This window comes from Aminobacter aganoensis, from assembly GCF_014206975.1.
Classification (GTDB): domain Bacteria; phylum Pseudomonadota; class Alphaproteobacteria; order Rhizobiales; family Rhizobiaceae; genus Aminobacter; species Aminobacter aganoensis.
In genome coordinates, this window is sequence record NZ_JACHOU010000008.1 from 22,080 (window position 1) to 45,392 (window position 23,313).

22 protein-coding genes are annotated in these 23,313 nt (G+C 61.9%); 7 read left to right on the forward strand and 15 right to left on the reverse strand.

What is annotated here, in order from left to right; genetic code table 11:
* The first annotated feature begins 488 nt into the window (after nucleotides 1-488).
* The 7 genes from GGR00_RS16225 to GGR00_RS16255 all read left to right on the forward strand — a co-directional run bounded on the left by GGR00_RS16225 (nucleotide 489) and on the right by GGR00_RS16255 (nucleotide 8,509).
* Nucleotides 489-1,925: an extracellular solute-binding protein gene (locus tag GGR00_RS16225; protein WP_184700004.1), complete on the forward strand. Its 1,437-nt coding sequence runs from the start codon at nucleotides 489-491 to the stop codon at nucleotides 1,923-1,925.
* Nucleotides 1,926-2,002: 77 nt separating this feature from the next.
* Complete coding sequence (locus tag GGR00_RS16230) at nucleotides 2,003-2,920, forward strand: carbohydrate ABC transporter permease (RefSeq protein WP_184700005.1); 918 nt, start codon at nucleotides 2,003-2,005, stop codon at nucleotides 2,918-2,920.
* Between the two features lie 3 nt (nucleotides 2,921-2,923).
* Nucleotides 2,924-3,817 carry a carbohydrate ABC transporter permease gene (locus tag GGR00_RS16235; protein ID WP_184700006.1) on the forward strand — a complete coding sequence of 298 codons (894 nt, stop codon included), beginning with the start codon at nucleotides 2,924-2,926 and terminating at the stop codon, nucleotides 3,815-3,817.
* Between the two features lie 58 nt (nucleotides 3,818-3,875).
* Nucleotides 3,876-4,952, forward strand: a complete 1,077-nt coding sequence (locus tag GGR00_RS16240; protein WP_184700007.1) for a sugar phosphate isomerase/epimerase family protein — start codon at nucleotides 3,876-3,878, stop codon at nucleotides 4,950-4,952.
* Nucleotides 4,949-5,881, forward strand: a complete 933-nt coding sequence (locus GGR00_RS16245) for a sugar phosphate isomerase/epimerase family protein (protein WP_055974864.1) — start codon at nucleotides 4,949-4,951, stop codon at nucleotides 5,879-5,881. The genes GGR00_RS16240 and GGR00_RS16245 overlap by 4 nt, the downstream gene beginning before the upstream one ends.
* Nucleotides 5,878-7,350 (forward strand): amidohydrolase family protein, encoded by a 1,473-nt coding sequence (locus tag GGR00_RS16250; protein ID WP_055974867.1) that lies wholly within the window; start codon nucleotides 5,878-5,880, stop codon nucleotides 7,348-7,350. The genes GGR00_RS16245 and GGR00_RS16250 overlap by 4 nt, the downstream gene beginning before the upstream one ends.
* 67 nt (nucleotides 7,351-7,417) lie before the next feature.
* On the forward strand, nucleotides 7,418-8,509 hold the full coding sequence (locus GGR00_RS16255) for an ABC transporter ATP-binding protein (RefSeq protein ID WP_055974870.1): 1,092 nt from the start codon (nucleotides 7,418-7,420) through the stop codon (nucleotides 8,507-8,509).
* A 42-nt stretch (nucleotides 8,510-8,551) separates the two neighbouring features.
* On the opposite strand, the gene GGR00_RS16260 is transcribed toward GGR00_RS16255, so the two are convergent.
* The 15 genes from GGR00_RS16260 to GGR00_RS16330 form a co-directional block, all read right to left on the reverse strand.
* On the reverse strand, nucleotides 8,552-9,832 hold the full coding sequence (locus tag GGR00_RS16260) for a glycosyltransferase WbsX family protein (RefSeq protein WP_082496525.1): 1,281 nt from the start codon (nucleotides 9,830-9,832) through the stop codon (nucleotides 8,552-8,554).
* Complete coding sequence (locus tag GGR00_RS16265; RefSeq protein WP_055974877.1) at nucleotides 9,829-10,671, reverse strand: glycosyltransferase family 2 protein; 843 nt, start codon at nucleotides 10,669-10,671, stop codon at nucleotides 9,829-9,831. Before GGR00_RS16265 ends, GGR00_RS16260 begins: the two co-directional genes overlap by 4 nt.
* A 39-nt stretch (nucleotides 10,672-10,710) precedes the next feature.
* Nucleotides 10,711-11,466, reverse strand: a complete 756-nt coding sequence (locus GGR00_RS16270) for a TylF/MycF/NovP-related O-methyltransferase (protein WP_082496526.1) — start codon at nucleotides 11,464-11,466, stop codon at nucleotides 10,711-10,713.
* 8 nt (nucleotides 11,467-11,474) lie between these two features.
* Complete coding sequence (locus GGR00_RS16275; RefSeq protein ID WP_162244917.1) at nucleotides 11,475-12,695, reverse strand: glycosyltransferase WbsX family protein; 1,221 nt, start codon at nucleotides 12,693-12,695, stop codon at nucleotides 11,475-11,477.
* Between the two features lie 14 nt (nucleotides 12,696-12,709).
* Nucleotides 12,710-13,618 carry a class I SAM-dependent methyltransferase gene (locus GGR00_RS16280; protein WP_082496528.1) on the reverse strand — a complete coding sequence of 303 codons (909 nt, stop codon included), beginning with the start codon at nucleotides 13,616-13,618 and terminating at the stop codon, nucleotides 12,710-12,712.
* A gap of 126 nt (nucleotides 13,619-13,744) precedes the next feature.
* Nucleotides 13,745-14,683, reverse strand: a complete 939-nt coding sequence (rfbD, locus tag GGR00_RS16285) for a dTDP-4-dehydrorhamnose reductase (protein WP_343065570.1) — start codon at nucleotides 14,681-14,683, stop codon at nucleotides 13,745-13,747.
* On the reverse strand, nucleotides 14,620-15,675 hold the full coding sequence (gene rfbB / locus GGR00_RS16290; RefSeq protein WP_055974893.1) for a dTDP-glucose 4,6-dehydratase: 1,056 nt from the start codon (nucleotides 15,673-15,675) through the stop codon (nucleotides 14,620-14,622). The genes rfbD and rfbB overlap by 64 nt, the downstream gene beginning before the upstream one ends.
* A 20-nt stretch (nucleotides 15,676-15,695) precedes the next feature.
* Nucleotides 15,696-16,259 carry a dTDP-4-dehydrorhamnose 3,5-epimerase gene (rfbC, locus tag GGR00_RS16295; RefSeq protein ID WP_055974896.1) on the reverse strand — a complete coding sequence of 188 codons (564 nt, stop codon included), beginning with the start codon at nucleotides 16,257-16,259 and terminating at the stop codon, nucleotides 15,696-15,698.
* The gene (gene rfbA / locus GGR00_RS16300) at nucleotides 16,252-17,133 is read right to left on the reverse strand and encodes a glucose-1-phosphate thymidylyltransferase RfbA (RefSeq protein WP_055974899.1); all 882 of its coding nucleotides are present in this window, start codon (nucleotides 17,131-17,133) and stop codon (nucleotides 16,252-16,254) included. Before rfbA ends, rfbC begins: the two co-directional genes overlap by 8 nt.
* Nucleotides 17,134-17,552: 419 nt before the next feature.
* Nucleotides 17,553-17,951: a F0F1 ATP synthase subunit epsilon gene (locus tag GGR00_RS16305; RefSeq protein WP_055974902.1), complete on the reverse strand. Its 399-nt coding sequence runs from the start codon at nucleotides 17,949-17,951 to the stop codon at nucleotides 17,553-17,555.
* A gap of 107 nt (nucleotides 17,952-18,058) precedes the next feature.
* Entirely contained in the window at nucleotides 18,059-19,606 is a 1,548-nt protein-coding gene (gene atpD, locus GGR00_RS16310; RefSeq protein WP_055974905.1) for a F0F1 ATP synthase subunit beta, read from the reverse strand.
* A gap of 65 nt (nucleotides 19,607-19,671) precedes the next feature.
* Complete coding sequence (locus tag GGR00_RS16315) at nucleotides 19,672-20,556, reverse strand: F0F1 ATP synthase subunit gamma (RefSeq protein ID WP_055974908.1); 885 nt, start codon at nucleotides 20,554-20,556, stop codon at nucleotides 19,672-19,674.
* A 16-nt stretch (nucleotides 20,557-20,572) separates the two neighbouring features.
* A complete protein-coding gene (gene atpA, locus GGR00_RS16320) occupies nucleotides 20,573-22,102 on the reverse strand; it encodes a F0F1 ATP synthase subunit alpha (protein WP_055974911.1) in 1,530 nt (509 codons plus the stop codon).
* Nucleotides 22,102-22,662 carry a F0F1 ATP synthase subunit delta gene (locus GGR00_RS16325; RefSeq protein ID WP_184700008.1) on the reverse strand — a complete coding sequence of 187 codons (561 nt, stop codon included), beginning with the start codon at nucleotides 22,660-22,662 and terminating at the stop codon, nucleotides 22,102-22,104. Before GGR00_RS16325 ends, atpA begins: the two co-directional genes overlap by 1 nt.
* 238 nt (nucleotides 22,663-22,900) lie before the next feature.
* Complete coding sequence (locus GGR00_RS16330; RefSeq protein WP_055974916.1) at nucleotides 22,901-23,296, reverse strand: AGROH133_08824 family phage infection protein; 396 nt, start codon at nucleotides 23,294-23,296, stop codon at nucleotides 22,901-22,903.
* Nucleotides 23,297-23,313 lie beyond the last annotated feature (17 nt).

Below are 23,313 nucleotides of genomic sequence, written 5' to 3' on the forward strand. Positions count from 1 at the left end.
TGGCAGCGCGCATGACCTCGGCCGCGCCGACCGCTCAATCGCCCGGGCCAATTGCCACGATCAAATCTCGCTTCGCCATGCCAGGGCCTGCGGCAGGCAGCACCACCCAGGCTGCCGTCTTGGCCCACGCATTTTTGTGTACAATCTTGTATCAAAAACATGTTGATTATGTATCCAATAGATGCAAGTCTGCGCTGACAGAAACAAACTGAACAGCCCGGACGATCCTACACCTGTAGGCTCCCGGTGAGAAAACTTAGCTTTTTCGGCCGGTTTCTCGCCTCGACAGCAAGCCAGCATATCCCTGCAGCGGTTCACGCTCGTTTCTGTATTTGTATCCAATCCTCTAACATCCAAGATCGGATGGAAGCGGGCATTCGGGTGCATGACGTTGGGAGTGAGGAGCGGTTTCTTTGCCGGCCTGGGCATTCGCCCGGGGAGCCGAAGGCTGCCGCATTGCGTCAATCAAGCAGGCATGAGGAGGAAACATGGCCGTGCAAAAAGATCTCGAAAATCAGGGCAAGGTATCTCGACGCACTGTTCTGGCAGGCATGGCAGGAGCCGCACTCACGGGAGCCATCGCATCCCGGGGCTTGGTCGGCAGCGCCAGTGCCCAAGGCAGCTACAAGCTCGACCTCGGCGGGTATGCCGGCCCCGAATTGACCAGCGAACCGGTGACGCTGCGCTTCATGCGCCAGGACTTCACGCCCGACGTCAACGCACTGCTCGAAGCCGCCTATGCCGAATTCAAGGCGGCCTATCCCAACATTTCGATCGTCGAGGAGAAGGTGCCTTACGGCGATCTGCAAAAGAAGCTGCTGGTCTACATCGCATCGGGGGATGCGCCCGACATCATGATGGGCCGCACCGATTTCACCGACGCCTACCACGCCGGCAACGTCGCCCTGCCGGTACAGGACTATTTCAGCGCCGACTACATCAACGACATCCCGGCCAACCTGCGCGCGGCGGCATCCTCCGGCGGCAACCTCTATTCGGTGCCCTGGGAAACCAGCGTGATGATGCTCTATTTCAATCGCGACCTGTTCGAAAAGGTCAAGATGCAGACCCCGCCCGAGGTCACCGGCCTCGACGGCGGCTGGACCGACGAGGAGCTCGTCGCCAATCTGGTCGAGATGAACGCCAAGCTCAAGGAAGCCGGCGACAATCAGTCCTGGGCACTTGCGGCCGCCGGCCAGGGCAATGGCGGCCCGGGAGCCAACTACAGCCAACTCGAAAGCATCTGGATCCGCTCCCAGGGCGATCCGAACGCGGCCAAGGATTCGGCCGCCTACAAGACCTTGATGGGCATCAGCGACGACGGCTTTACCGTCTCAGGCCACATCGACACGCCCGAGGCGATCAAGGGCATGCAGTTCTATCAGAGCCTGTTCGCCAAGGGTCTGACCCCGCTCGGCCCCGTTCCGAACCAGTATCCCGGCGGGCTCGCCGCGACCTATTTCGGCGGCCTCAACTTCACCAACCGCTTCCGCGTGCCTGGCAAGGAGCCCCCGTTCAAGTGGGGCGTGTCTCTGCCGCCCAAGGGCAACATCGTCTTCAACGGCAACGGCTCGGATGCGCCACTCGTCTGGTCCAAGTCCCAGCACCCCGCCGAAGCCGTCGCGCTTCTGTCCTATCTCTGCAACGACAAGAACCGGCTCGCCTTCCACAAGACCTGGGGGTCGATGCCGTCGCGCACCTCGCTGCGCGAGCAGATGAGCGTGTTCGCCACGGAGCAGCCGTTCAAGATGGCCCAGGCCCTGTCCGACGCTTCCTACAGCGTGCCGCGCAGCCCCGGTTACTTCGACTACTTCAACGCCATGAACCCGGCGGTGAAGGACATCGCCCTCGGGGCCGATCCGGCAAAGGTTCTACCCGACACGGCCGCCAAGATCGACCGCCTGCTGGCCAAGTACCGGCGCTGACCGGAAGGCCATCACGCCTGACGCGACGGACCACGGGCCGTCGCGCGATGTCGCCTGAGCAAGCGGAGGAGAATTCCATGCAACCGACGACGGCACCTGCGCGCAAGAAGCGGCAGTGGACCGGCCCGAACAGCAACATGATCCTTGGCCCGGCGATGATCCTGCCGGCGGTCGTTGCGCTCGCCCTGTTCCAGTATCTTCCGCTGATCACCGCTGTCTTGAACAGCCTGCAATCGTTCAGTCCGTTCGACCAGTCGTCGACCGGCTGGGTCGGCTTGGGCAACTATTCCGACATCTTCGCCGATCCGGCCTTCCGCTACGCGCTGCTCAACACCTTCCTCTACATCGTCCTGATGCTGGCGCTGACCATTCCCCTGGCACTGCTGCTCGCGGTGCTGCTCGACCGGCGCCTGCCCGGAACGACCTGGGCCCGCAACGCGGTGATCGGTGCGCTCGCCGCATCCGAGGCGGTGACCGCGCTCATCTGGAACCAGATGTACGAGCCCAGCAGTGGCCTGTTCAACGCCATCCTCCACGCTGCCAGCCTGCCAACGCAACCCTTCCTCACCGGCGGCAGCCAGGCGCTGGTGTCGATCGTCGTCATGACGGTCTGGAAGGACGTCGGCTTGCCGTTGCTGATCTTCCTCGCCGGGCTCCAGGCCATACCGCGCGAACTGCACGAGGCGGCCCAACTCGACGGTGCCAACGACTGGCAGATTTTCCGCAAGATCACCTTGCCGCAGCTGCGCCCCAGCATCGTCGTGGCGCTGTTCATGGTGACGATCACCGCCACCCGCATGTTTACCCCGATCCTGATCATGACCCAGGGCGGCCCACAGGGAGCGACGACCAACCTGGCGCTCTACTCCTACCTCCAGGGCTTCGAGTTCCAGTCCCAGGGCACGGCATCTGCAAGCGTCGTCTGCATGCTCGCGGTTCTTGCCATCGTCACGCTCGCGCAAAGCTACCTGTTGCGCGGACAGCAGGAGAAATAGGCCATGACCGCATCCTCCCTGACCCTGCAGGCTGAAAATGGCATCGACCGCACCGCGCGCCGTGCCGCCTTCCTGCACCATGGCGCCAGCATCCTGCTGCTTGCCGTGGTCGGCGCGGTGTTCGCCTTTCCGATCCTGTGGGCGGCCATGTCGTCGCTCAAGTCGACCGACGACATCATCACCGGAACCTATCCGCTGTCGTGGTCGTCCTTCGTGCCGCTCAAGGCGACGCTCGAAAACTACGTCTATCTGTTCAGCGAGCTGAATTTTCAGCGCAACCTGCTCAATACACTGATCGCCGCCTGCGGCCAGGTCAGCGTCGCAGTGATCACCTCGTCGCTCGCCGGCTATGCGTTCGCCCGCCTCAACTTTCCGTTCCGCGATGTCGTGTTCGGGTTGCTTTTGCTGACGGCGTTCGTGCCGGTCGAGGCGATCATCGTGCCGCTCTACCGGATCATGCACTGGCTCGGGCTGGTTTCCACCTATCCGGCACTGTTCCTGCCCTTCGCCTGCAACCCCTTCGGCATCTTCCTGATGCGCCAGGCCTTCCGCGACATCCCGGTCGAGATGGAAGAGGCCGCCCGGCTGGATGGCGCCAGCCCGTTGCGCATCTTCTTTTCCATCGCCCTGCCCAACGTGCGCCCCACCCTGGCGACGCTGGTGCTGATCCAGTTCATCTGGTCGTGGAACGCCTATCTCTGGCCGCTCGTCATCATGCAGGATCCCAACAAGCAGATCGCCCAGGTGGCCATCGCCAACCTCAAGTCGATCCCCAACTCGCCGATGGATGGTCCGCTGTTTGCCGCCGCGACCGCCGTGACGATACCGCTCGTCATCCTGTCGATCGTGCTGCAGCGCTACTACGTTCGCGGCCTCGTCACCTCCGGCATGAAATAACCCGGCGCCACGCTGGCGCCGACCGCATCCAACAAACCTGAAAGAGGGAAGATCCGGCATGAGGATTGGCATCGACGGCCGCAAGATACCCGAGGCCGCAAAGCGCGGCCCCGTCGGCAGTCTCGACCACGGCAAGAGCCTGGGCATGGCCGGCCTGTTTTACCGCACCGTGCTCGACATGAGCCCGACGCTCGACCTCGGCGAACTTCGTGCCATCCGGACCCGTGCCGACGAACTTGGCATGTATCTCGAGACCGGCCTCGGCAAGGTCAATCCTTATGCCAGCCCGGAGGCGCCCGAACTGCGCCTGGTCGGCGATGGCGACATCGTCCTGGGGTTCCGTCGGATGATGGAAGCCTGCGTTGCCATCGGCTGCACCGAGCTGTGGATCGCCACGGCCAACTACAAGCCGGTCTACAGCGCCCGTTTTGCCTACGACCGCTTCCGCACCGACGTGACCTGGCCGGAACAGCTCGAGGCGACGAAGAGCTTCCTGCTCAAGCTGGCGCCGATCGCCCGCGACCTGGGCGTGCACATGAACATGGAAACGCACGAGGAGATCACCACCTTCGAGCTGCTGCGCCTGATCGAGGCCGTCGGCGAAGACGTCATGGGCGTCGTGCTCGACACGCTCAACCCGATGCAGCGCGCCGAGCATCCGGTCTTCGCCGCTCGCCGTGTCGCACCCTATGTCCGGCAGACGCACATCAAGGACGCCTATCTCGCCCATGTCCCGGGCGGCGTCACCATCCAGTCGCGCGCCTGCGGCGATGGCGTCGTCGATTTCCGCGAGGTCCTGAAGGTGCTGGCCGCGCACAACCCGACACTGAACCTGTCGCTGGAATGCGCCGGCCCGCGCGAAGCGAATTTCGTGCCGCGCCACACCTTGCTCGAGGTCTTCGACCGCGGCTGGCTGGCGAATCATCCCGATCTCGGCATCGACGAATATGCCGCCTTCCTCGAACTCGTGCAGGCCTATGCCGGCCGCATCGCATCGGGCGAGGTGCCGAGCTGGGACGCCTATGTCGCGGCACCCTTCGACTATGAGGAGTCCGTCGCCACCATCAGAAAGAGCACGGCCCACCTTCGCGCCATCTGCGACGAGTTGCAGCTTCCGCTCGAGGCCGCGGCATGATCGGCATCGTCAAGAGTTCATTGCCTGAGGGCCGCAGCCTGGACGCGTGCGAAGCCTTGCGCTCCGCCGCCCAGAAGGGCCTCAAGGGCGTGTTGTTCAACTCGCTGATCGACCTGAGCCCGGCCCTCGATCCGGCTGAACTGCGTGCCGTGCGTACCGAGGCCGACCGTCTTGGTCTCTACATCTCCTCGATGTTGGGGGTGCTCAACCCTGCACTGCCCTTCCGTGGCGAAGCCGTGGCCAAGGCAGGCGGCGGCGATCTGGAGACGGGCGTCAAGCGCCTGGTCCGCCTCGCTGCCGACATCGGCATCCATGACATGTTCTTCGTCATCGGCATGATCGAGGAGCGGTTCCATGACACCGTGAGCTGGCACGACCAGCGCCAGTCACTTGCGGCGATGCTGCTGCGCTGCGCACCGGTGCTGCGTGAGTGCAGGTCGAAGCTGCTGCTGAAGACCCACGAGGAGATCACCACCTCGGAAGTCGTGTCGCTGGTCAGGACGGTCGGCCCGGACCTGCTCGCCATCGCCTTCGATCCGGTCAATGTCGTCTGTCGGCTCGAAGACCCGCTTGAGGCGGCACAACGGGTGGCGCCTTATGTCGCCCAGGTTCACGTCGATGATGCCATCGTCCGTTTCCAGGACGGCGGCATCCGCCGATACCTCGCGCCCATCGGCGAAGGCGTCCTCGATTGGGCAGCGATCATGGCGCTGATGCCCGACGCCAAAGTGTGGGTCGAGATGCACAGCGGCCAGTTCGCCATGCCGATCTTCGACCCTGCTTGGTTGCACGCCCAGCCCGATATCGCCCTTGCCGAATACGCTTCGGTGCTTGCCATGGCAGCCAGCTTCGGACGGCGCGCAATGCCCTGGAACCAGGACACGCCTGTCGAACGCCTGCCGAACGCCCTGCGGAGATTCCAGCCATGACCGACCTTCTGCTGCTTCACGGCACCGTCATCGCGGTCGACCGCGAGCGCCGCATCATCGAGGACGGCGCGGTTGCCATCTCGGGCGACCGCATCGTCGAGGTTGGCACATCGGCCGACCTCGAACCCAAGCACGCCGGCAAGAAGGTGATCGACTGCCGGGGCAAGCTGATCATTCCTGGTCTCGTCGATGCTCATGGCCACGCCGGCCATTCGCTGATCAAGACGATCGGCGCCGACAGCCCGTCGGTGTGGATGCGCATCGTCACCCCGACCTATTTCCACTATACGACGCGCGACTTCTGGTATGCCGACGGCCTGGTTTCGGGCCTCGAACGCCTGCGCGCCGGCGTGACCACCGGCGCCAGCATCATCGCCTCGATGCCGCGCAGCGACGATCCGGTCTTCGGCATCAATCACGCCCGCGCCTATGCGGAAGTGGGCATTCGCGAGATCCTCTGCGTCGGGCCGACAGGATTGCCCTGGCCGCATCCGGTCACGCGCTGGGAGAGCGGCAGGCCGGAGCGCCGGAACATCGGCTTCGAAGAGATGATCGAAGGCGCCGAAGCGGTGATCGAAGCCTGCAATGGCAGCGCCGATGGCCGCATCAAGGTCTACCTGACCCCGTTCACCATCGTGCCTTCGGTCGACCCGTCAAACCCGACGACGCCCGACAAGGCGACCAGGCTTACCGACGACGACCGCATGCAGGCGCGCCGGGTGCGCGAGACCGCCCGCAAATGGGGCGTCCGCATCCATTCCGACGCCTTCGCCGGCCATGTCCGGATGGCGTTCCAGGACAAGGAAAACGCCCTGCTCGGCCCGGACGTGCACCTGCAGCACTGCATCGGCCTGTCGCACGAGGAGGTCGATATCCTTGCCGAGACCGGCACCCACATGACCCATTCGCCGGGTGGCCGCGCGCCGATCCTCGACATGATCTCGAAGGGCGTCAATGTCGCCATCACCTCGGATGGAACCGCGCCGCGCCGGCCGTTCGACATGTTCCAGATGGCGCGCATGGCCCAGTTCGGCCAGCAGTTCCTACATGCAGACCAGTATCTACTGCCGCCCGGCAAGCTGCTCGAAATGATCACCGTCGATGCGGCCAGGGCGCTCGGGCTCGAACACGAGATCGGCTCGCTCGAAGCCGGCAAGAAGGCCGACGTCACCATCCTCGACATGCGCCAGCCGCACCTGACGCCGAACTGGATGTTTGTGCACCGCCTGATGTACCAGGCGGTCGGATCGGACGTCGACACCGTCATCGTCGACGGCAAGATCCTGATGCAGGATCGCAAGGTGCTGACCACCGATGTCCGCGACGCGCTCGATTTCGGCGAGCGCGAGGCCCGCGCCCTGGTCGAGCGCGCCGGCCTGCAAGCCCATATGCGCGACCCGGGCTGGGGCAAGCTCAGCCGCAGCTTCGACGAGCCGATCGATCTGCCGCTGCCGCCCGCGGTCGACTGACGCTACGACCGGCGCGTCTTTCGCGCCGGTCGAATCCACCAACGCCGCATCCTGAGGGAGACAGAAGATGGCCCAGATCGATATCCGTGACGTCCGTAAATCCTATGGCACGACCGCCGTCCTGCACGGCGTCTCGATCGACATCCCCGATGGCGAGTTCGTCATTCTCGTCGGCCCCTCCGGCTGCGGAAAATCGACGCTGCTGCGCATGATCGCCGGCCTCGAAACGGTCACCAGCGGCGACATCCAGATCGGCAATCGCGTCGTCAACCACGTCGCCCCCAAGGACCGCGACGTCGCCATGGTGTTCCAGTCCTATGCGCTCTATCCGCACATGAGCGTCTACGACAACATGGCCTTTTCCCTGCAACTCGCCCGCGTTCCCAAGGCGGACATCGACACGCGCATTCGCAACGCCGCCGAAATGCTGAGCCTGACGGCGCTGCTCCAGCGCTACCCCCGCCAGCTCTCCGGCGGCCAGCGCCAGCGCGTCGCCATGGGCCGGGCCATCGTGCGCAACCCGCAGGTCTTCCTGTTCGACGAACCGCTTTCCAACCTCGACGCCAAGTTGCGCGTCCAGATGCGCACTGAAATCAAGGCCCTGCACCAGCGCCTGAAGACCACCACCGTCTACGTCACCCACGACCAGATCGAAGCAATGACCATGGCCGACAGGATCGTGGTTATGCATGACGGGATCGTCGAGCAGATCGGCACGCCGCTCGACCTCTACGACCGCCCGGTCAACCTGTTCGTCGCCGGCTTCATCGGCTCACCGGCGATGAACTTCCTTAGCGGACGCATCGCCGCCGACGGCAGCAAGGCCTTCATCACCGACGACGGCTACCGGCTTCCGCTCAAGAACGTCCCGGCCGACGGCGCCGGTCGCCAGGCGATCTACGGCATCCGTCCTGAGCACTTCGTGCTTGGCGGCGCCAATTCTGTCCCGCTCACCGTTGAGGTCATCGAGCCGACCGGCTCGGAAACCCAGGTGTTCGCCAAGCTGGGGGACAACAACGTCGTCGGCGTGTTCCGCGAGCGCATCGACGTGCGGCCCGGGCAGGCCATTTCGGTTGTCCCCGACCTGGACCATGTGCATCTGTTCGACGCCGACACCGGTGTCCGCCTCGTTGCCCGCAAGGAAGCGCTGGCAGCATGATTCAGATACGCTGGGCGATCCCCGGCGTGCCGCGCGGAAAGGTCAGGTCTCGATGGCGCTGGCCCTTGCCTGGTCCGCATGGACCCGAATGGCGGCAGCACAGGCATCGAGATAGGCATAGCCATATCTCAGATCGGGTTCGAGATACGCACCCTCGCCCCATTCGTTCCAGGCGTTGATGAAAACCAGGCGCTGGTCGGGAGGATTTTTCGATGCGCGCTGCATGGCCTGCGTCAGCCACTGCTCGAACAGCTTGGGTGTCGATCCATGGTAGATTTGGGCGGAACGGGGCAGACGCGCGCTGTTGTCCCACGATGGCATGACCCCCGGATGGACCACGCCCTGCCCCGCCGGTTTGGCCTTTTCGGCAGCCACCACATCGGCATAGTTTCGAATTCGGCCACCATCCCTGAAATGGGAGACTGCCAGGCCCTTTTCGATGTTGGTTGTGCGGACCTGGTGCGGCGGAAACTCCGACAAGGCGTCGAAGCCATATTGCTCGTGGCCGGCGAAATCGAAGGCGTTGGTCGCGATCAAATAGATGCCCGGATAGCCCATCCGTTCCATTTCGTCGCGCCAGCGCGCAATGGTTGCCTTTAGGTCGGGAAAGAGGCTGGCACGATAGATCGTGAAAACCGGCTTGCCGTCGATCTTCAGGTAGCGCTGATCGCGGAAATACCTGTCGAGACCGCGAATGACGGCGATGTCGTCTTCGGCCGAATGCCTCTGTGCCATGAGCACGTCCTGCTCGCGGCCGGACCAGCGCCGCGACCACGTCTCGTTGGCCCAGCACAGGCAGAACGGCAGATCGAGGCTCGTCGTCTCCAGATAGTGGTCGAGCGGCCTCTCGAGCAGCCGCCTGCCACCAAACCAGTAGAAATGAAAACAGAAGGCCGAGATGCCATGGAGCTTGGCAAGTTCGACCTGTCGTTCCATGACTTCCGGCAGGCGCAGGTCGTAGTAGCCGAGTTCTCCCGGAAGCCGCGGCTGATAGTGGCCCTCGAAGACAGGAAACGCGCGCGCCACGTTGCGCCACTCGGTGAACCCCTTGCCCCACCACGCGTCGTTTTCCTCGATCGCATGGTACTGCGGCAGGTAGTAGGCGATCAGCCGGACGTCGGCCTGCGGCGGCTCTTCGGCTGAAATCGGCACGTGGTCGGTAGGCGGGTAACGTCCCATCGCATTGCCGACATAGCAATCATACATCCGAGCGCCCGTTGCGGAATGCCAGGTTCCGGGCCGGACGGCACGGCGCAACAAGGCCCACAGCTTGCGCGGCCATGACACCTGCTCGCGCCATGGAACCCCGGCGCGCTCGCTCATGAACGCCCGCCGGCATTGTCCATCGGGCGAGCATTGAGGCCGCGCAGGAAGCCGAGAAGCTTGGAACGCCGCGCGCTGCTAAACAGCACATGGGGCGCCATCAGCTTCAGCCACGAGCGGTGGCGCTCCGCCGGCAGGTCGAGGCGCAGGTGATGCTTGTTCATGACATAGACGAGCGAACGGCCCATGGCTTCGCCCTTGATACGTCCGGACTGTGCCGATCGGGCGCTGGAGCAGCCTTCGGCGTGATCGATCACAGCCGCGGCAGCGAGCCGAATCCCGATGCCAGCCTGCCGCAGGCGCAAGCTGAGGTCATCATCCTCATGGAACAGGAAAATGTTCTGGTCGAAGCCGCCAACCCGTTCGAAATGCTCGCGGCGGATGAAGATGCACGCGCCATGCAGAACCGGAATGTCGCAATCGCTGTCGGGCGGCGCCCCAAGCCAGAAATCGGAGGCCGGCAGCAGCCTCGACCAGCGCCTGAAGCGACGGCGCGTACCTGAATAGAAGCGCGGATTGAAGGCAGCGTGTGGGTAGGAAGCCGCAGCCGACACCAGCGCCTCGATGGCGCCGGGTTCGAACCTGACGTCCGGATTGACGAACAGCAGGAACGCCCCGTCGCCGGCAGCGGCGCCCACGTTGCAGGCGCTGCCATAACCGACGTTTTCGCCGATTTCGACAACCTCGACGCCGGCAGCCGCCGCCACCGCGACGGAACCATCGGAACTGCCATTGTCGACAACGATGACATTCACAAAGTCGGGGATGCTGCCAAGAAACGGCCCAAGAACCGAACCGCTATTGTAGCTCACGACGATCAGATCGATGTCGAAGTTCATATTATTGTCCGCATCTCAGAGCGACAACTCCCGCAGAGCTCAAGGCACTCGAAAGCACACCCCGACACCATCTATAGGTTCCATTCTCAAATCTAGCGATCGCGATTGAAGGAAGTCATCGACTGCCTGCTTGGCGGCCGGCACCACGTTGTAATCGTCAACTATTACCCAGCCACCGGTTGGAATACGGTCATAGAGATGGACCAGCGGATCGATAGTAGATTCGTACATATCACCGTCGAGTCGTAGCACCGCTACGTTTTTGCATGGGAGCGTCGGCATGGTGTCACGAAACCACCCTTTTACAAAAACGACTTGGTCATCGAGCAGATCAAACTTCGCAAAATTTGATCTCACGGCATCCAAGGATACCGACAAGTCTACGTAGTTATGGAAGACGGAGCCTTCGTCCACTGGAAACTTGTCGGGGTTCGGGCGCGGAAGACCCTCGAACGAATCGCAAGCAAAAACTCTGCGGTCCGTTACGCAATATGCCTGTAACACCGCACGGGCCATGATACTTGCTCCGCCCCTCCAAACGCCGGTCTCCACGAAATCTCCCGGAACATCCGAGCCGATCACGGATTCCAAAAGTCTCCTCACATTCTCCAGGCGCTTTGATCCGACCATGGTGAAAGCGCGTGAAGGCCAGTCCCAACCGTGAGCCCTGAGGTTGGCGTCATATGCCACTGCCCCGCTCGCAGGCAGCGGTGGATCCTCGCATATCGAACCATCAAGCGATGCGGCAACCACTTTGAGATAGCGATTGCGAATATCTTGAATATAGTCGCCCATATCTACGCTTATCCCAGAGACCTTAACTTAGACCTCATTTTTTTCCAGGCGCGACTTGCCGCATTTTTCTTTTTAACTTTGAAATATGTGAATTGCGCTTGGGCTTCGTGACCATCGGAAGCCTCGGCGGGAATACCGCTGTGCGTCCACTTCATGTAGTTAGATCCTTGTCTAGCGCGTGCGGTTGCTTCAAGAAATTGGTGCCCGTACCTTCGGTCAGGCTCCAAATGGCAACCCTCTGCCCATTCGTTCCACGCATTGATGAAAAGCAGGCGCTCCTTCCCGGGATAGTCCTCGACAGTTTTGCGAATTGCCTCGGACAGCCAGTATTCATAGTTTTCCGGCGTCCCGTTTAGGATCACTGTTCCCCGCGCACCTCGCCGAGCCGTATTGTCCCAAGATGGAAAAACTCCCCTGAACCCACTGTTGGCATCGTCGTATCTGCGGGCAAGGTACATCTCTGCAACGTCCTTGTAGTCGGGGCAATATCCCTCATAGGGAGCGAAGAAATTGAGTTCCGTAGCTCGGTTGGCTGCCGTCATGTTATGAGGCGGAAATTCCACCCCACTGTCGAAGCCATAGGCCTGGTGGTCCCAGTTGCCATGCGTGAGTGCGCACGCGACATGCAAATTCGGAAAGCCTTTTTTGGCGCAGTACTGCCGCCAGACCTCTACAGAGCGCCGTGAGTCTGGCAAATGCTGTGGACGGTACACGAGCAGAAGTGGAGCGCCATCGACCCGGATATATCGCGGGTCCTCAAAAAACGGCATGAGGCTTTTGATGAATTCGACGTCATCCGTAGCTTGGTATTTTTGGGCAATAAGGACTTCTTGCTCGGCCGCATCCCACCGGCGCGTCCAGTTCTCGTTGGCCCAACACAAGCAGAAGGGCATGTTGCTTTGACGATCTCCCAGCATGTCGTCCAGTGGCTGTTCAAGCAACCGCTTTCCGGAGAACCAATAGTAGTAGTAGCAGAAACCATCAATTCCAAACAACTTGGCAAGCTGGATCTGCTCTCGGCGAGTTTCCCGCACCCGCAAATCATAGAAACCCATGTCGGCAGGAAGATGTGGTTGATAGTGCCCCGCAAATTGGGGGCCAACTTTGGTCACATTGGTCCACTCAGTGAAGCCCTTACCCCACCATAGATCATTCTCTGGAATAGGATGAAATTGCGTCAGATAAAACGCGATTAGCTTAACGCGATCACGGTCACTCTTTGCTAGCACGGAATCCACTCCGCTTATGAACCAAACAACCGCCGAGCGAAACGCCCAATGGGTGTCCTGCCGGAGTGCACACGGACAGCGACGCCGTCCCCCATGGTCGATCGTAAGTCGCTATCGTTCCCCGGGGAAAACGAAGACATGACCGATTCCCAATAAGACGCCACCTTCTTTTCCGGAGCAGGAACGTCCACACTCATGAGATCTATTTTGCCAACTGCACGCTCTCGTGGTACCGACCTAGTAACCACCTGGTATACATGCGAATAGCGGTTACGCTCGAGAGCATTCCGGACGTCTTCGGGAAGCCTTGCCCACCTGTGCGCAAATTCGGTCATCTGAGGCGTACGAACAACATACTCCGCCTGCTCGATTTCTAGTCCCTGGGACTGAATAAGAGCTTGCACGTTTTTGATACCGAAGAAGCGGATATGCGTCTTATCCAGAAGGCCCCAAGGGCCGTACTGAAAATCTTCGTCCAAGAGGCACGCCGCAACAGCAGAATGCCCCACATGAGGAATGGATAAGATTACCGATCCTGTGTCGTTGAGCAGGGCTTTCATGCCGTTGAGCACCCTCCAGGGATCGTAAACATGTTCCAGAACGTCCGCCGCGATGACGACGTCAAATTTCCCCTCCAGGTCTTCGATGTTTTGGTGCCACGTGGGGTCGTTAAGATCCAATTTGTACACGCTCCGCGCAAAAGGCTTCAGCTTTTCTAATGCCTCGGGTTCGATCTCCAATGCGACTACGTCGCAGCCAAGCGTCCCAGAAAGATGTCGCGTGATAGAGCCCGGACCTGCTCCAATTTCCAGTACTTTCTTTCCAGTTCCAACCATCCGGAGCACGCGAGCTGGTGCTACATCGCTGCCCAGATCAATATCGTATTCGTATTTGTGCGCCGTTTTGCCATTGCGTTTGGCCATATTGATCAATCCTATGACGTAGTTCAGTTCGTATGTTGGTCTGGCAGCGCTGTCGACTGGTTTTTGTCAAACATGACTTTCGTCCGCTTCGCGAAAGAGGCACACAGCGATATCTGATTCACCATTTCATGATTGTTGGACCAAGGTTTTCACCAGCGCCTCGACCCTCTCCCGCCAGTCTCCCGCTCGAAACCCGAAATCGCGTTGAAAGGCATCGGAGTTCAGCTCCGAATTGGCCGGGCGGACGGCCTTGGTCGGCCATTGCTCGCCGCTGACGGGCTCGACCACTGCCGACGGCCCGCCACGCAAAGCACTGGCCGCGAGCACGTGGCTTGCAAGTTCGAACCAGCTGGCGCGGCCCTGGCCGGCGAGATGGTAGAGACCCTGTGGAAAACCCTTTTGGCTTGGCCAGACGCCTGCCGCCGCCAAAAGGCCATCGGCCAGGTCGTCGGCGCAGGTCGGGTTGCCGAACTGGTCCGCGACCACCTGTATCCGCTCGCGTGCCGCAGCCAGCGACAGCATCGTCTTGACGAAATTGCGGCCATGGCGACTGACAACCCAGGCCGTGCGGACCACCAGGTGATCGGGATTGCCGGCACGGACCGCCTCTTCGCCGACGAGCTTGCTGCGGCCATAGACCGTCTGCGGGTTGGCGCCGTCAGTCTCGGCATAAGGCCTGTTCGACCTGCCGTCGAAGACGTAGTCGGTGGACACTTGGACGATCGGAATGCCGGCAAGCCTTGTCAGTCGCGCCAGTTCCGCCGGAGCCTCGGCGTTGATCCTGAAAGCTCTTTCGGACTCGTTTTCCTGCTGGTCGACACCTGTGTGCGCTGCCGCATTGATCACCATGTCAGGCGCGACCGACTTCAGGACGGGAGCCAATGTCGCCGGATTCTCGAGGTCGAGATCGGGGCGACCGACCAGCACGATCTCCGCCTGCTCCCGCGCCCGCGCTGCGAGGGAACACGCCAGTTGTCCAGATGTTCCTGTTACCAGAATTCTCACTTCGACCGCACCAGCCCCAGCCGGCTCCCGTCGAATTGTTGCGCACGGATCGGACGCCACCACCAGCCATTCGCCAGGTACCAGTCGACGGTTTTCTCCAAGCCGCTTTCGAATGTCTCCCGGGGTGCCCAGCCGAGCTCGACTTCGCTCTTGGTCGGGTCGATGGCATACCTCCTGTCATGGCCGGGACGATCCGCAACGTATGCGATGAGATCGAGATGTGAGCGACCGCCGGCCCTTGGTCTGCATGCGTCGAGCAACGAGCAGATCGTCTCGACGACCTCGAGATTGGTGCGCTCGGCCCGGCCGCCGATGTTGTAGCTCTCGCCGACCTTGCCTTTGGTCAGCACTGCTTCCAATGCCCGGGCATGATCCTCGACAAAAAGCCAGTCGCGCACGTTGGCGCCCTTGCCATAGACGGGCAGCGGCCGCTCGTCGAGCGCGTTGGCAATCACCAACGGGATCAACTTCTCCGGAAAATGGTAGGGTCCATAGTTGTTGGAGCAGTTGGACAGGACGACCGGCAGGCCATATGTCTCGTGCCAGGCCCGGACAAAGTGGTCCGATGCCGCCTTTGAGGCCGAATAGGGCGATGACGGCTTATAGGGCGATTCCTCGGTGAAGACGCCGGAATCGAATGGCAGGTCGCCGAAGACCTCGTCCGTCGAGACATGATGGAGGCGGAACCCCCTGCGGCTCTCCTCGCTCAGGCCGCGCCAGTGGTCGAGTGCCGCCGACAGCAGGCTTGCGGTGCCGACAACATTGGTAGTGACGAAGTCCATCGGCCCGTCGATCGAACGGTCGACATGGCTCTCGGCGGCCAGGTGCATGATCAGCTCGACCTTCTCGTCAGCCAGGATCTGGCGCACGCAGTCTGTGTCGCAGATGTCGGCCTGACGGAAGACGTAGTTGGAATTCCCGTCTATGTCGCGCAGGGACGCCAGGTTCCCCGCATAGGTCAACTTGTCGAGGTTGACGACCCGATAGTTGCCCGTGCCGATCAGATGCCGGCATACGGCAGAGCCGATGAAGCCGGCGCCGCCCGTGACCATGACTGTTTGAAGAGCTTGTCTCACGCGTATACGAACCCGGTTTCGACTTCGTTCAGGCGGGGAGCCGCCGCGTCCTTGGCTGACAGAACCATCTCGGCGACAGCCACCGGCCAATCGATCCCGATGTCGGGATCGTCAAAGCGGATCGAACGGTCATGCGGCTGCGAATAGGGGGCTGAAACCTTGTAGACGACCTCGGTGTCGGGTTCGAGCGTGACAAAGCCGTGCGCGAACCCCTTGGGCACCAGGATCTGGTTCCAGTCCCTGTCCGAAAGGGTCAATCCGATCCATTTGCCGAAGCTCGGCGATCCTTTCCTGATGTCGACCGCAACGTCGAAGATGGCTCCCCGCAGCACGCGCACCAGCTTGTCCTGCGCGAAAGGTGGCGTCTGGTAATGCAGGCCCCTCATCACCCCGCGAGCCCGCGAAAACGACTGGTTGTCCTGGACAAATTCCACCGCGACGCCGGCGTGCGCAAGTTTTTCGGCGTTCCATGTCTCGGAAAAGAACCCGCGCGCGTCTTCGATTTTGGCTGGCCAGATCTCGCAAACCCCATCCAGGCCAAGCTTCCGCACCTCAACCATGGGCGATCTCCCGGACACGGCGCTCGAGATAGCGCGCATAGTCGGTCTTGCCGAGCGACGCGGCCCGGCGGAGCACGTCATCTTCGGTGAGCCAACCCAGTTCGAAGCCAATCTCTTCGGGGCACATGATCTTGATGCCTTGGCGATGCTCGATGGTGCGGACGAAGGAGGAGGCATCGTGAAGGCTGTCATGCGTGCCGGTGTCGAGCCAGGCATAACCTCTTCCAAGCCGGACGACATGCAAATTGCCCTGCTCGAGGTAGGTCCGGTTGACGTCGGTGATCTCGAGCTCGCCCCGGGCCGAAGGTTTGATCGCCGCCGCGATGTCCACTACTGGGTTGTCGTAGAAATAGAGCCCCGTCACCGCCCAGTTCGAACGCGGTTGCACTGGTTTTTCCTCGATCGAAAGCGCCCGCTGGGTCGCCTTGTCGAAAGTCACGACGCCATAGCGCTGAGGGTCCTCGACCTGATAGGCAAAAACGGAGGCCCCGTTTTCGCGCGCAACTGCGGCGCGGCAGCGCTCGGAGAGGCCGTCGCCATAAAAGATGTTGTCCCCGAGGATCAGGGCCACTGGACTGCTGCCGATGAACTCGCGCCCGATGATGAAAGCCTCGGCCAGCCCGTTGGGAGACGGTTGGGCAGCATATGAAAACGACACGCCAAACGCCGAGCCATCGCCGAGAAGCTGCTGGAATTGCGGCAGGTCGCGCGGGGTCGAGACAACGAGGATGTCCTGTATGCCCGACAGCATGAGAACGCTGAGCGGGTAATAGATCATCGGTTTATCATATATCGGCAATATCTGCTTCGATACTGCAAGCGTGACCGGGTAGAGTCTTGTTCCGCTACCGCCGGCTAATATAATACCTTTCACCCAGGCGAGTTCCTGACCTTGTTGCCTTTGGCCCCCGCCTAGGCACCCCATTCGAGAATGATTCTAAGTCATACGCTGTACAGACTCCACGCATTTAGAGTCATAACCGCACAGATTTGATTACAACCGGTAACGTTTGGAGAACGACCTGCGGCTGGGATCGACGAGAACACCGAGACATGCGTCCAATATTGTCGTTTCGATGTGCTTTCAACAACTTAGTGTGCACTGCCGAGGGGAAGATGGTTAACAGTCGAAGGCGCTGGTAGAGATCGCTTACGAACGCGCGAGGTCTCGAATGTTACCAGAACCAGATACTTGCGACGCAAGCCTCTCTGTACTTCGAACGCAAAAAGCCGCCGGGGTTACCGGCGGCTCGAGCGAATGTCGACTGAAGCAGGCTATCGGGCCGAACGGCCTCAGATCGCGGCTTCCAGCGTCGACAGGTGGTTGAGGTAGGATTCTGCCTTGGTGCGAACCTGGTCGTCCTTGGCATCCGACACGTCTTCGCGGGCTTCCTGGATGCGGCGAAGCAATTCGGCGCGATCGATGTCCTTCACCGGCGTTGCCGATTCGGCAAGCAGCGTGCAGCCGGCAGGAACGATATCGGCGAAACCGCCGAACACGACGTAGCGCTCTTCCTTGCCGCCGACGGCCTTCACGGTCACGACGCCCGGCTTGATCGTGGTCATCACCGGCGCATGGTTGGCCATGACAGTCATCTCACCTTCCGCACCGGGAATGACGACGGACTCGACCTGCTCCGAAACGAGCAGACGCTCGGGCGAGACCAGTTCGAATTTGAAAGCTTCAGCCATGGTGTCTCACAAATGCTTGGACGGAGTTCCGAGCAGACCTGCCCGGAAGACCGGACAGTGATCGGTGCGACAGCGCGGACCGAAGGCCCGCGCTGCGGCTCTGATGATTACGCTGCTTCCGCAGCCAGGCGCTGGGCCTTCTCGATCGCCATATCGATACCGCCGACCATGTAGAAGGCAGCTTCCGGCAGGTGATCGTACTCGCCGTCGACCAGGCCCTTGAAGCTCTTGATGGTGTCTTCGAGCGGCACCAACTGGCCCGGCGAACCGGTGAACACTTCGGCGACGAAGAACGGCTGCGACAGGAAGCGCTCGATCTTGCGGGCGCGGGCGACCGTGATCTTGTCCTCTTCCGACAGCTCGTCCATGCCCAGGATGGCGATGATGTCCTGCAGCGACTTGTAGCGCTGGAGGATTTCCTGGACGCGACGGGCGACCGAGTAGTGCTCTTCGCCGACGATCAGCGGATCGAGCATGCGCGAGGTCGAGTCGAGCGGATCGACGGCCGGGTAGATACCCTTTTCCGAGATCGCGCGGTTGAGAACCGTCGTCGCGTCAAGGTGCGCGAACGAGGTTGCCGGCGCCGGGTCGGTCAAGTCGTCGGCGGGCACGTAAATGGCCTGAACCGAGGTGATCGAGCCCTTGTTGGTAGTGGTGATGCGTTCCTGCATCTGGCCCATGTCGGTCGACAGCGTCGGCTGATAGCCCACGGCCGAAGGAATACGGCCCAGCAGAGCCGACACTTCCGAACCCGCCTGCGTGAAGCGGAAGATGTTGTCGACGAAGAACAGCACGTCCTGGCCCTGGTCGCGGAAATGCTCGGCGATCGTCAGGCCCGACAGGGCGACGCGGGCGCGCGCACCGGGCGGCTCGTTCATCTGACCGAACACCAGGGCGCACTTCGAACCTTCGGTCGAGCCGTTGTTCTCGTGCGGGTCCTTGTTGACGCCCGACTCGATCATCTCGTGATAGAGATCGTTGCCTTCGCGGGTGCGCTCGCCGACGCCGGCGAACACCGAATAACCACCGTGCGCCTTGGCGACGTTGTTGATCAGTTCCTGGATCAGAACGGTCTTGCCGACGCCGGCGCCGCCGAACAGGCCGATCTTGCCGCCGCGGGCGTAAGGTGCCAGCAGATCGACGACTTTGATGCCGGTGACGAGGATCTGCGCTTCCGTCGACTGGTCGACATAGGCCGGCGCTTCCTGGTGGATGGCGCGCTTCGACTTGGTCTTGACCGGGCCGGCTTCGTCGACGGGCTCGCCGATGACGTTCATGATGCGGCCGAGCGTTTCGTCGCCAACCGGAACCATGATCGGCGAGCCGGTGTCGCGAACGGCCTGGCCGCGGACGAGGCCTTCCGAGATGTCCATGGCGATGCAGCGGACAGTGTTTTCGCCGAGGTGCTGCGCCACTTCGAGGATCAGGCGGTTGCCGCCGTTCATCGTCTCGAGCGCGTTCAGGATCGGCGGCAGCTCGCCATCGAACTGCACGTCGACGACGGCGCCGATGACCTGCGATACGCGGCCGGCACCCGAGGCGACGACCGCCGACTTTTCGACCTTGGCAGCGGCTGCCTTGGCAGGCGCCGCCTTCTTTGCTGCGGGGGCCTTTTCCGCCACCGGAGCGGCTTTCGGAGTAGCTGCTTTAGCCATCGTTCTAACCTCTGTGTCCGTTCGTTGTTTCACGCGGACCCGCCTTGCGGCGAGCCATCACGTGGCTAGAGCGCTTCGGCGCCCGAAATAATCTCGATCAGTTCCTTGGTGATCTGGGCCTGACGCTGGCGGTTATACGTGATCGTCAGCTTGTTGATCATGTCGCCTGCGTTGCGCGTGGCATTGTCCATCGCGCTCATCTTGGCACCCATCTCGCCGGCGGCATTCTCGAGCAGCGCACGGAAGATCTGCACCGAGATGTTGCGCGGAATGAGATCGCCGAGGATTTCGCCCGGCTCGGGCTCGTATTCGTAGACGGCGCCGCCGCTGGTATCGCTGGCAGCGTCCGCCGCCGAAGCAGCCGCCGGGATGATCTGCTGCGCCGTCGGGATCTGGCTGATCACCGACTTGAACTCGGAGTAAAACAGCGTGCAGACGTCGAAGTCACCCTGGTTGAACAGGGAGATCACCTTTCTGGCGATCATGTCTGCGTGGACGAAGCCAACCTGCTTGGCATCGCGCAATTCGACGCGATCGATGATCAGCGAAGCGAAATCGCGACGCAGGACATCGTAGCCCTTCTTGCCGACGGTGATGATCTTGACCGTCTTACCCGAGGCCTGGAGCTTGCGGACGTGGTCGCGAGCCAGACGCGAGATCTGGCTGTTGAAGCCGCCGCACAGGCCACGCTCAGCAGTGCAGACGACGAGCAGATGCACGTCGTCCTTGCCGGTGCCGGTCATCAGCGCCGGGGCATCGCCACCGCCGCCGACAGCCTGGGCGATGTTCGCGAGAACCGCACCCATGCGCTGCGAGTAGGGACGCGCGGCTTCCGCAGCTTCCTGGGCACGACGCAGCTTCGCCGCAGCGACCATCTGCATCGCCTTGGTGATCTTCTGCGTCGCCTTGACCGAGGCGATACGGTTGCGGAGGTCTTTTAGCGAGGCCATGCCTTATCCGTCAGTGTCAGGCGAAGTTTTTCGCGAAAGCGTCGATGTGACCCTTGAGCTTGCCGCGGAGGTCGTCGCTGAGCGCCTTCTCCGTACGGATGCCGTCGAGGACGTCCTTGCCTTCCGAGCGCATGTAAGCCAGCAGGCCCTGCTCAAACTTGCCGACCTTGTTGAGGGCCAGCTTGTCGAGGTAGCCGTTGACGCCGGCGAAGATCACCGCGACCTGCTCTTCGGTCTTCAGCGGCGAGAACTGCGGCTGCTTGAGCAGCTCGGTCAGACGCGCGCCGCGGTTGAGCAGGCGCTGGGTCGCAGCATCGAGGTCGGAGCCGAACTGCGCAAACGCCGCCATTTCGCGGTACTGCGCCAGCTCGCCCTTGATCGAGCCTGCAACCTGCTTCATCGCCTTGATCTGGGCCGACGAGCCGACGCGCGACACCGACAGACCGACGTTCACGGCAGGACGGATGCCCTGGAAGAACAGGTTGGTCTCGAGGAAGATCTGGCCGTCGGTGATCGAGATCACGTTGGTCGGGATGTAGGCCGAGACGTCGTTGGCCTGCGTCTCGATGACCGGAAGTGCGGTCAGCGAACCCGAGCCGTTTTCGTCGTTCAGCTTGGCCGAACGCTCGAGCAGGCGCGAGTGCAGGTAGAAGACGTCGCCCGGATAAGCTTCGCGGCCCGGCGGGCGGCGCAGCAGCAGCGACATCTGGCGGTAGGCCACGGCCTGCTTGGACAGATCGTCATAGCCGATCAGCGCATGCATGCCGTTGTCGCGGAAATATTCGCCCATGGCGCAGCCGGCAAACGGCGCCAGGAACTGCATCGGGGCCGGGTCGGAAGCCGTGGCGGCGATGATGATCGAGTATTCGAGCGCGCCGCGCTCTTCGAGCACCTTCACGAACTGCGCGACGGTCGAGCGCTTCTGGCCGACGGCGACGTAGACGCAGAACAGCTTTTCCTTGTCCGGGCCGACCTGGTGGATGGCCTTCTGGTTCAGGATGGTGTCGAGGATGATCGCGGTCTTGCCGGTCTGACGGTCACCGATGACCAGCTCGCGCTGGCCGCGGCCGACGGGGATCAGGGCGTCGATGGCCTTGAGGCCGGTCGACATCGGCTCGTGCACCGACTTGCGGGGAATGATGCCGGGCGCCTTGACGTCGACGCGGCGACGTTCCTTGGCCTTGATCGGACCCTTGCCATCGATCGGGTTGCCGAGCGCGTCGACGACGCGGCCGAGCAGCTCCGGACCGACCGGGACGTCGACGATCGAGCCGGTACGCTTGACGGTGTCGCCTTCCTTGATGTCGCGGTCGGCACCGAAGATGACGACGCCGACGTTGTCGCTTTCAAGATTCAGCGCCATGCCGCGGATGCCGCCGGGGAACTCGACCATTTCGCCCGCCTGGACGTTGTCGAGACCGTATACGCGGGCGATACCGTCGCCCACCGACAGAACCTGACCGACTTCGGTAACTTCGGCTTCCTTGCCGAAATTCTTGATCTGGTCTTTCAGAATTGCGGAAATTTCCGCGGCGCGGATGTCCATCAGCCGACCTCTTTCAGTGCAAGCTTGAGCGAATTGAGTTTGGTTTTGAGCGACGTATCGATCTGGCGCGAGCCCATCTTCACGATCAGCCCGCCGAGCAGCGAAGGATCGACGGCGACCGAGATCGCCACGTCCTTGCCGGCGACGCTCTTCAGCGCCGTCTTGAGTTCCGTTTCCTGGGCTGCCGTCAGCGCATGCGCCGAGGTCACTTCAGCCGAGGTCTCGCCACGGTGCTCGGCAGCGATCTGGCGGAACGCCTTGATCATGCCGGGCAGGGCGAAAAGGCGGCGATTGCGCGCCACGAGGCGAAGGAAGTTGCCGGCCAGGCCAGTGATCTTGGCCTTGTCGGCGATCGCCGAGATGGCCTTTTCCTGGTCTTCGCCAGAGAAGACCGGGCTCCTGATCAGGCGGTCGAGATCAGCGCTGCCATCGAGCAGCGCGGCGAAACGACCGAGGTCGGCTTCTACCTTTGCAACGGCGCCTGCATCGAGCGCGAGATCGAACAGCGATCCAGCATAACGCTCAGCAACACCGGAGATTGGCGAGGAAGATTGGGTCACGGACCGTCTTTTCTCTTGTCTGACAGGCCGCAAGATTGTTGGCGCGAGCGTTTGACTCTAGCTAAATCTCTGACCTTACTGCGTTTTTTGACCCCGGAGCTCGCGGCAGCCGCATCCCCCCGGCCGAAAGTCGATTGCCGTCTAGCACAGGCTTTTGAGGACCGCAACACGTCCTCTAACAGCCATTTCAGGCACTATTGTCGCATCTTGGGCCTTGAGGCTGCCTCTGGACGACGATTCACGGCCAGAAGCCGAAAACAAACCCCAGGGGTAGGACGGCCAGACCCAGTTCGATGACGATGGCTACCCAGTTGTACGGGGTGTTGGCGCCGTCCGACATCATGGCGACGATCCGGCCGAAGGCGGTGAACAGCCACGACACGCCCAGCGCCATGTAGAGCCACGGCTGGGCGAGCAGGATCGAGCAAAGGCCGACGCCGAGAAAGAAGCCGGCCATGGTCGCGCGGCCCTGGGCGATCGCTTCGGGATTGTCGGGACGCGCCTGCAGCCGCAGCAGGCGGAAGGCTATCCTGGGCGCGAAGAACAGGATGACGCCGAACAGCAGCGTCGCCGCTGCCGAACTCCACGCCAGCCACTCGCCCTGGCTCATCGGCCACGGAAACGCGAACTCCATTTTTCCCCCTCCGGCAA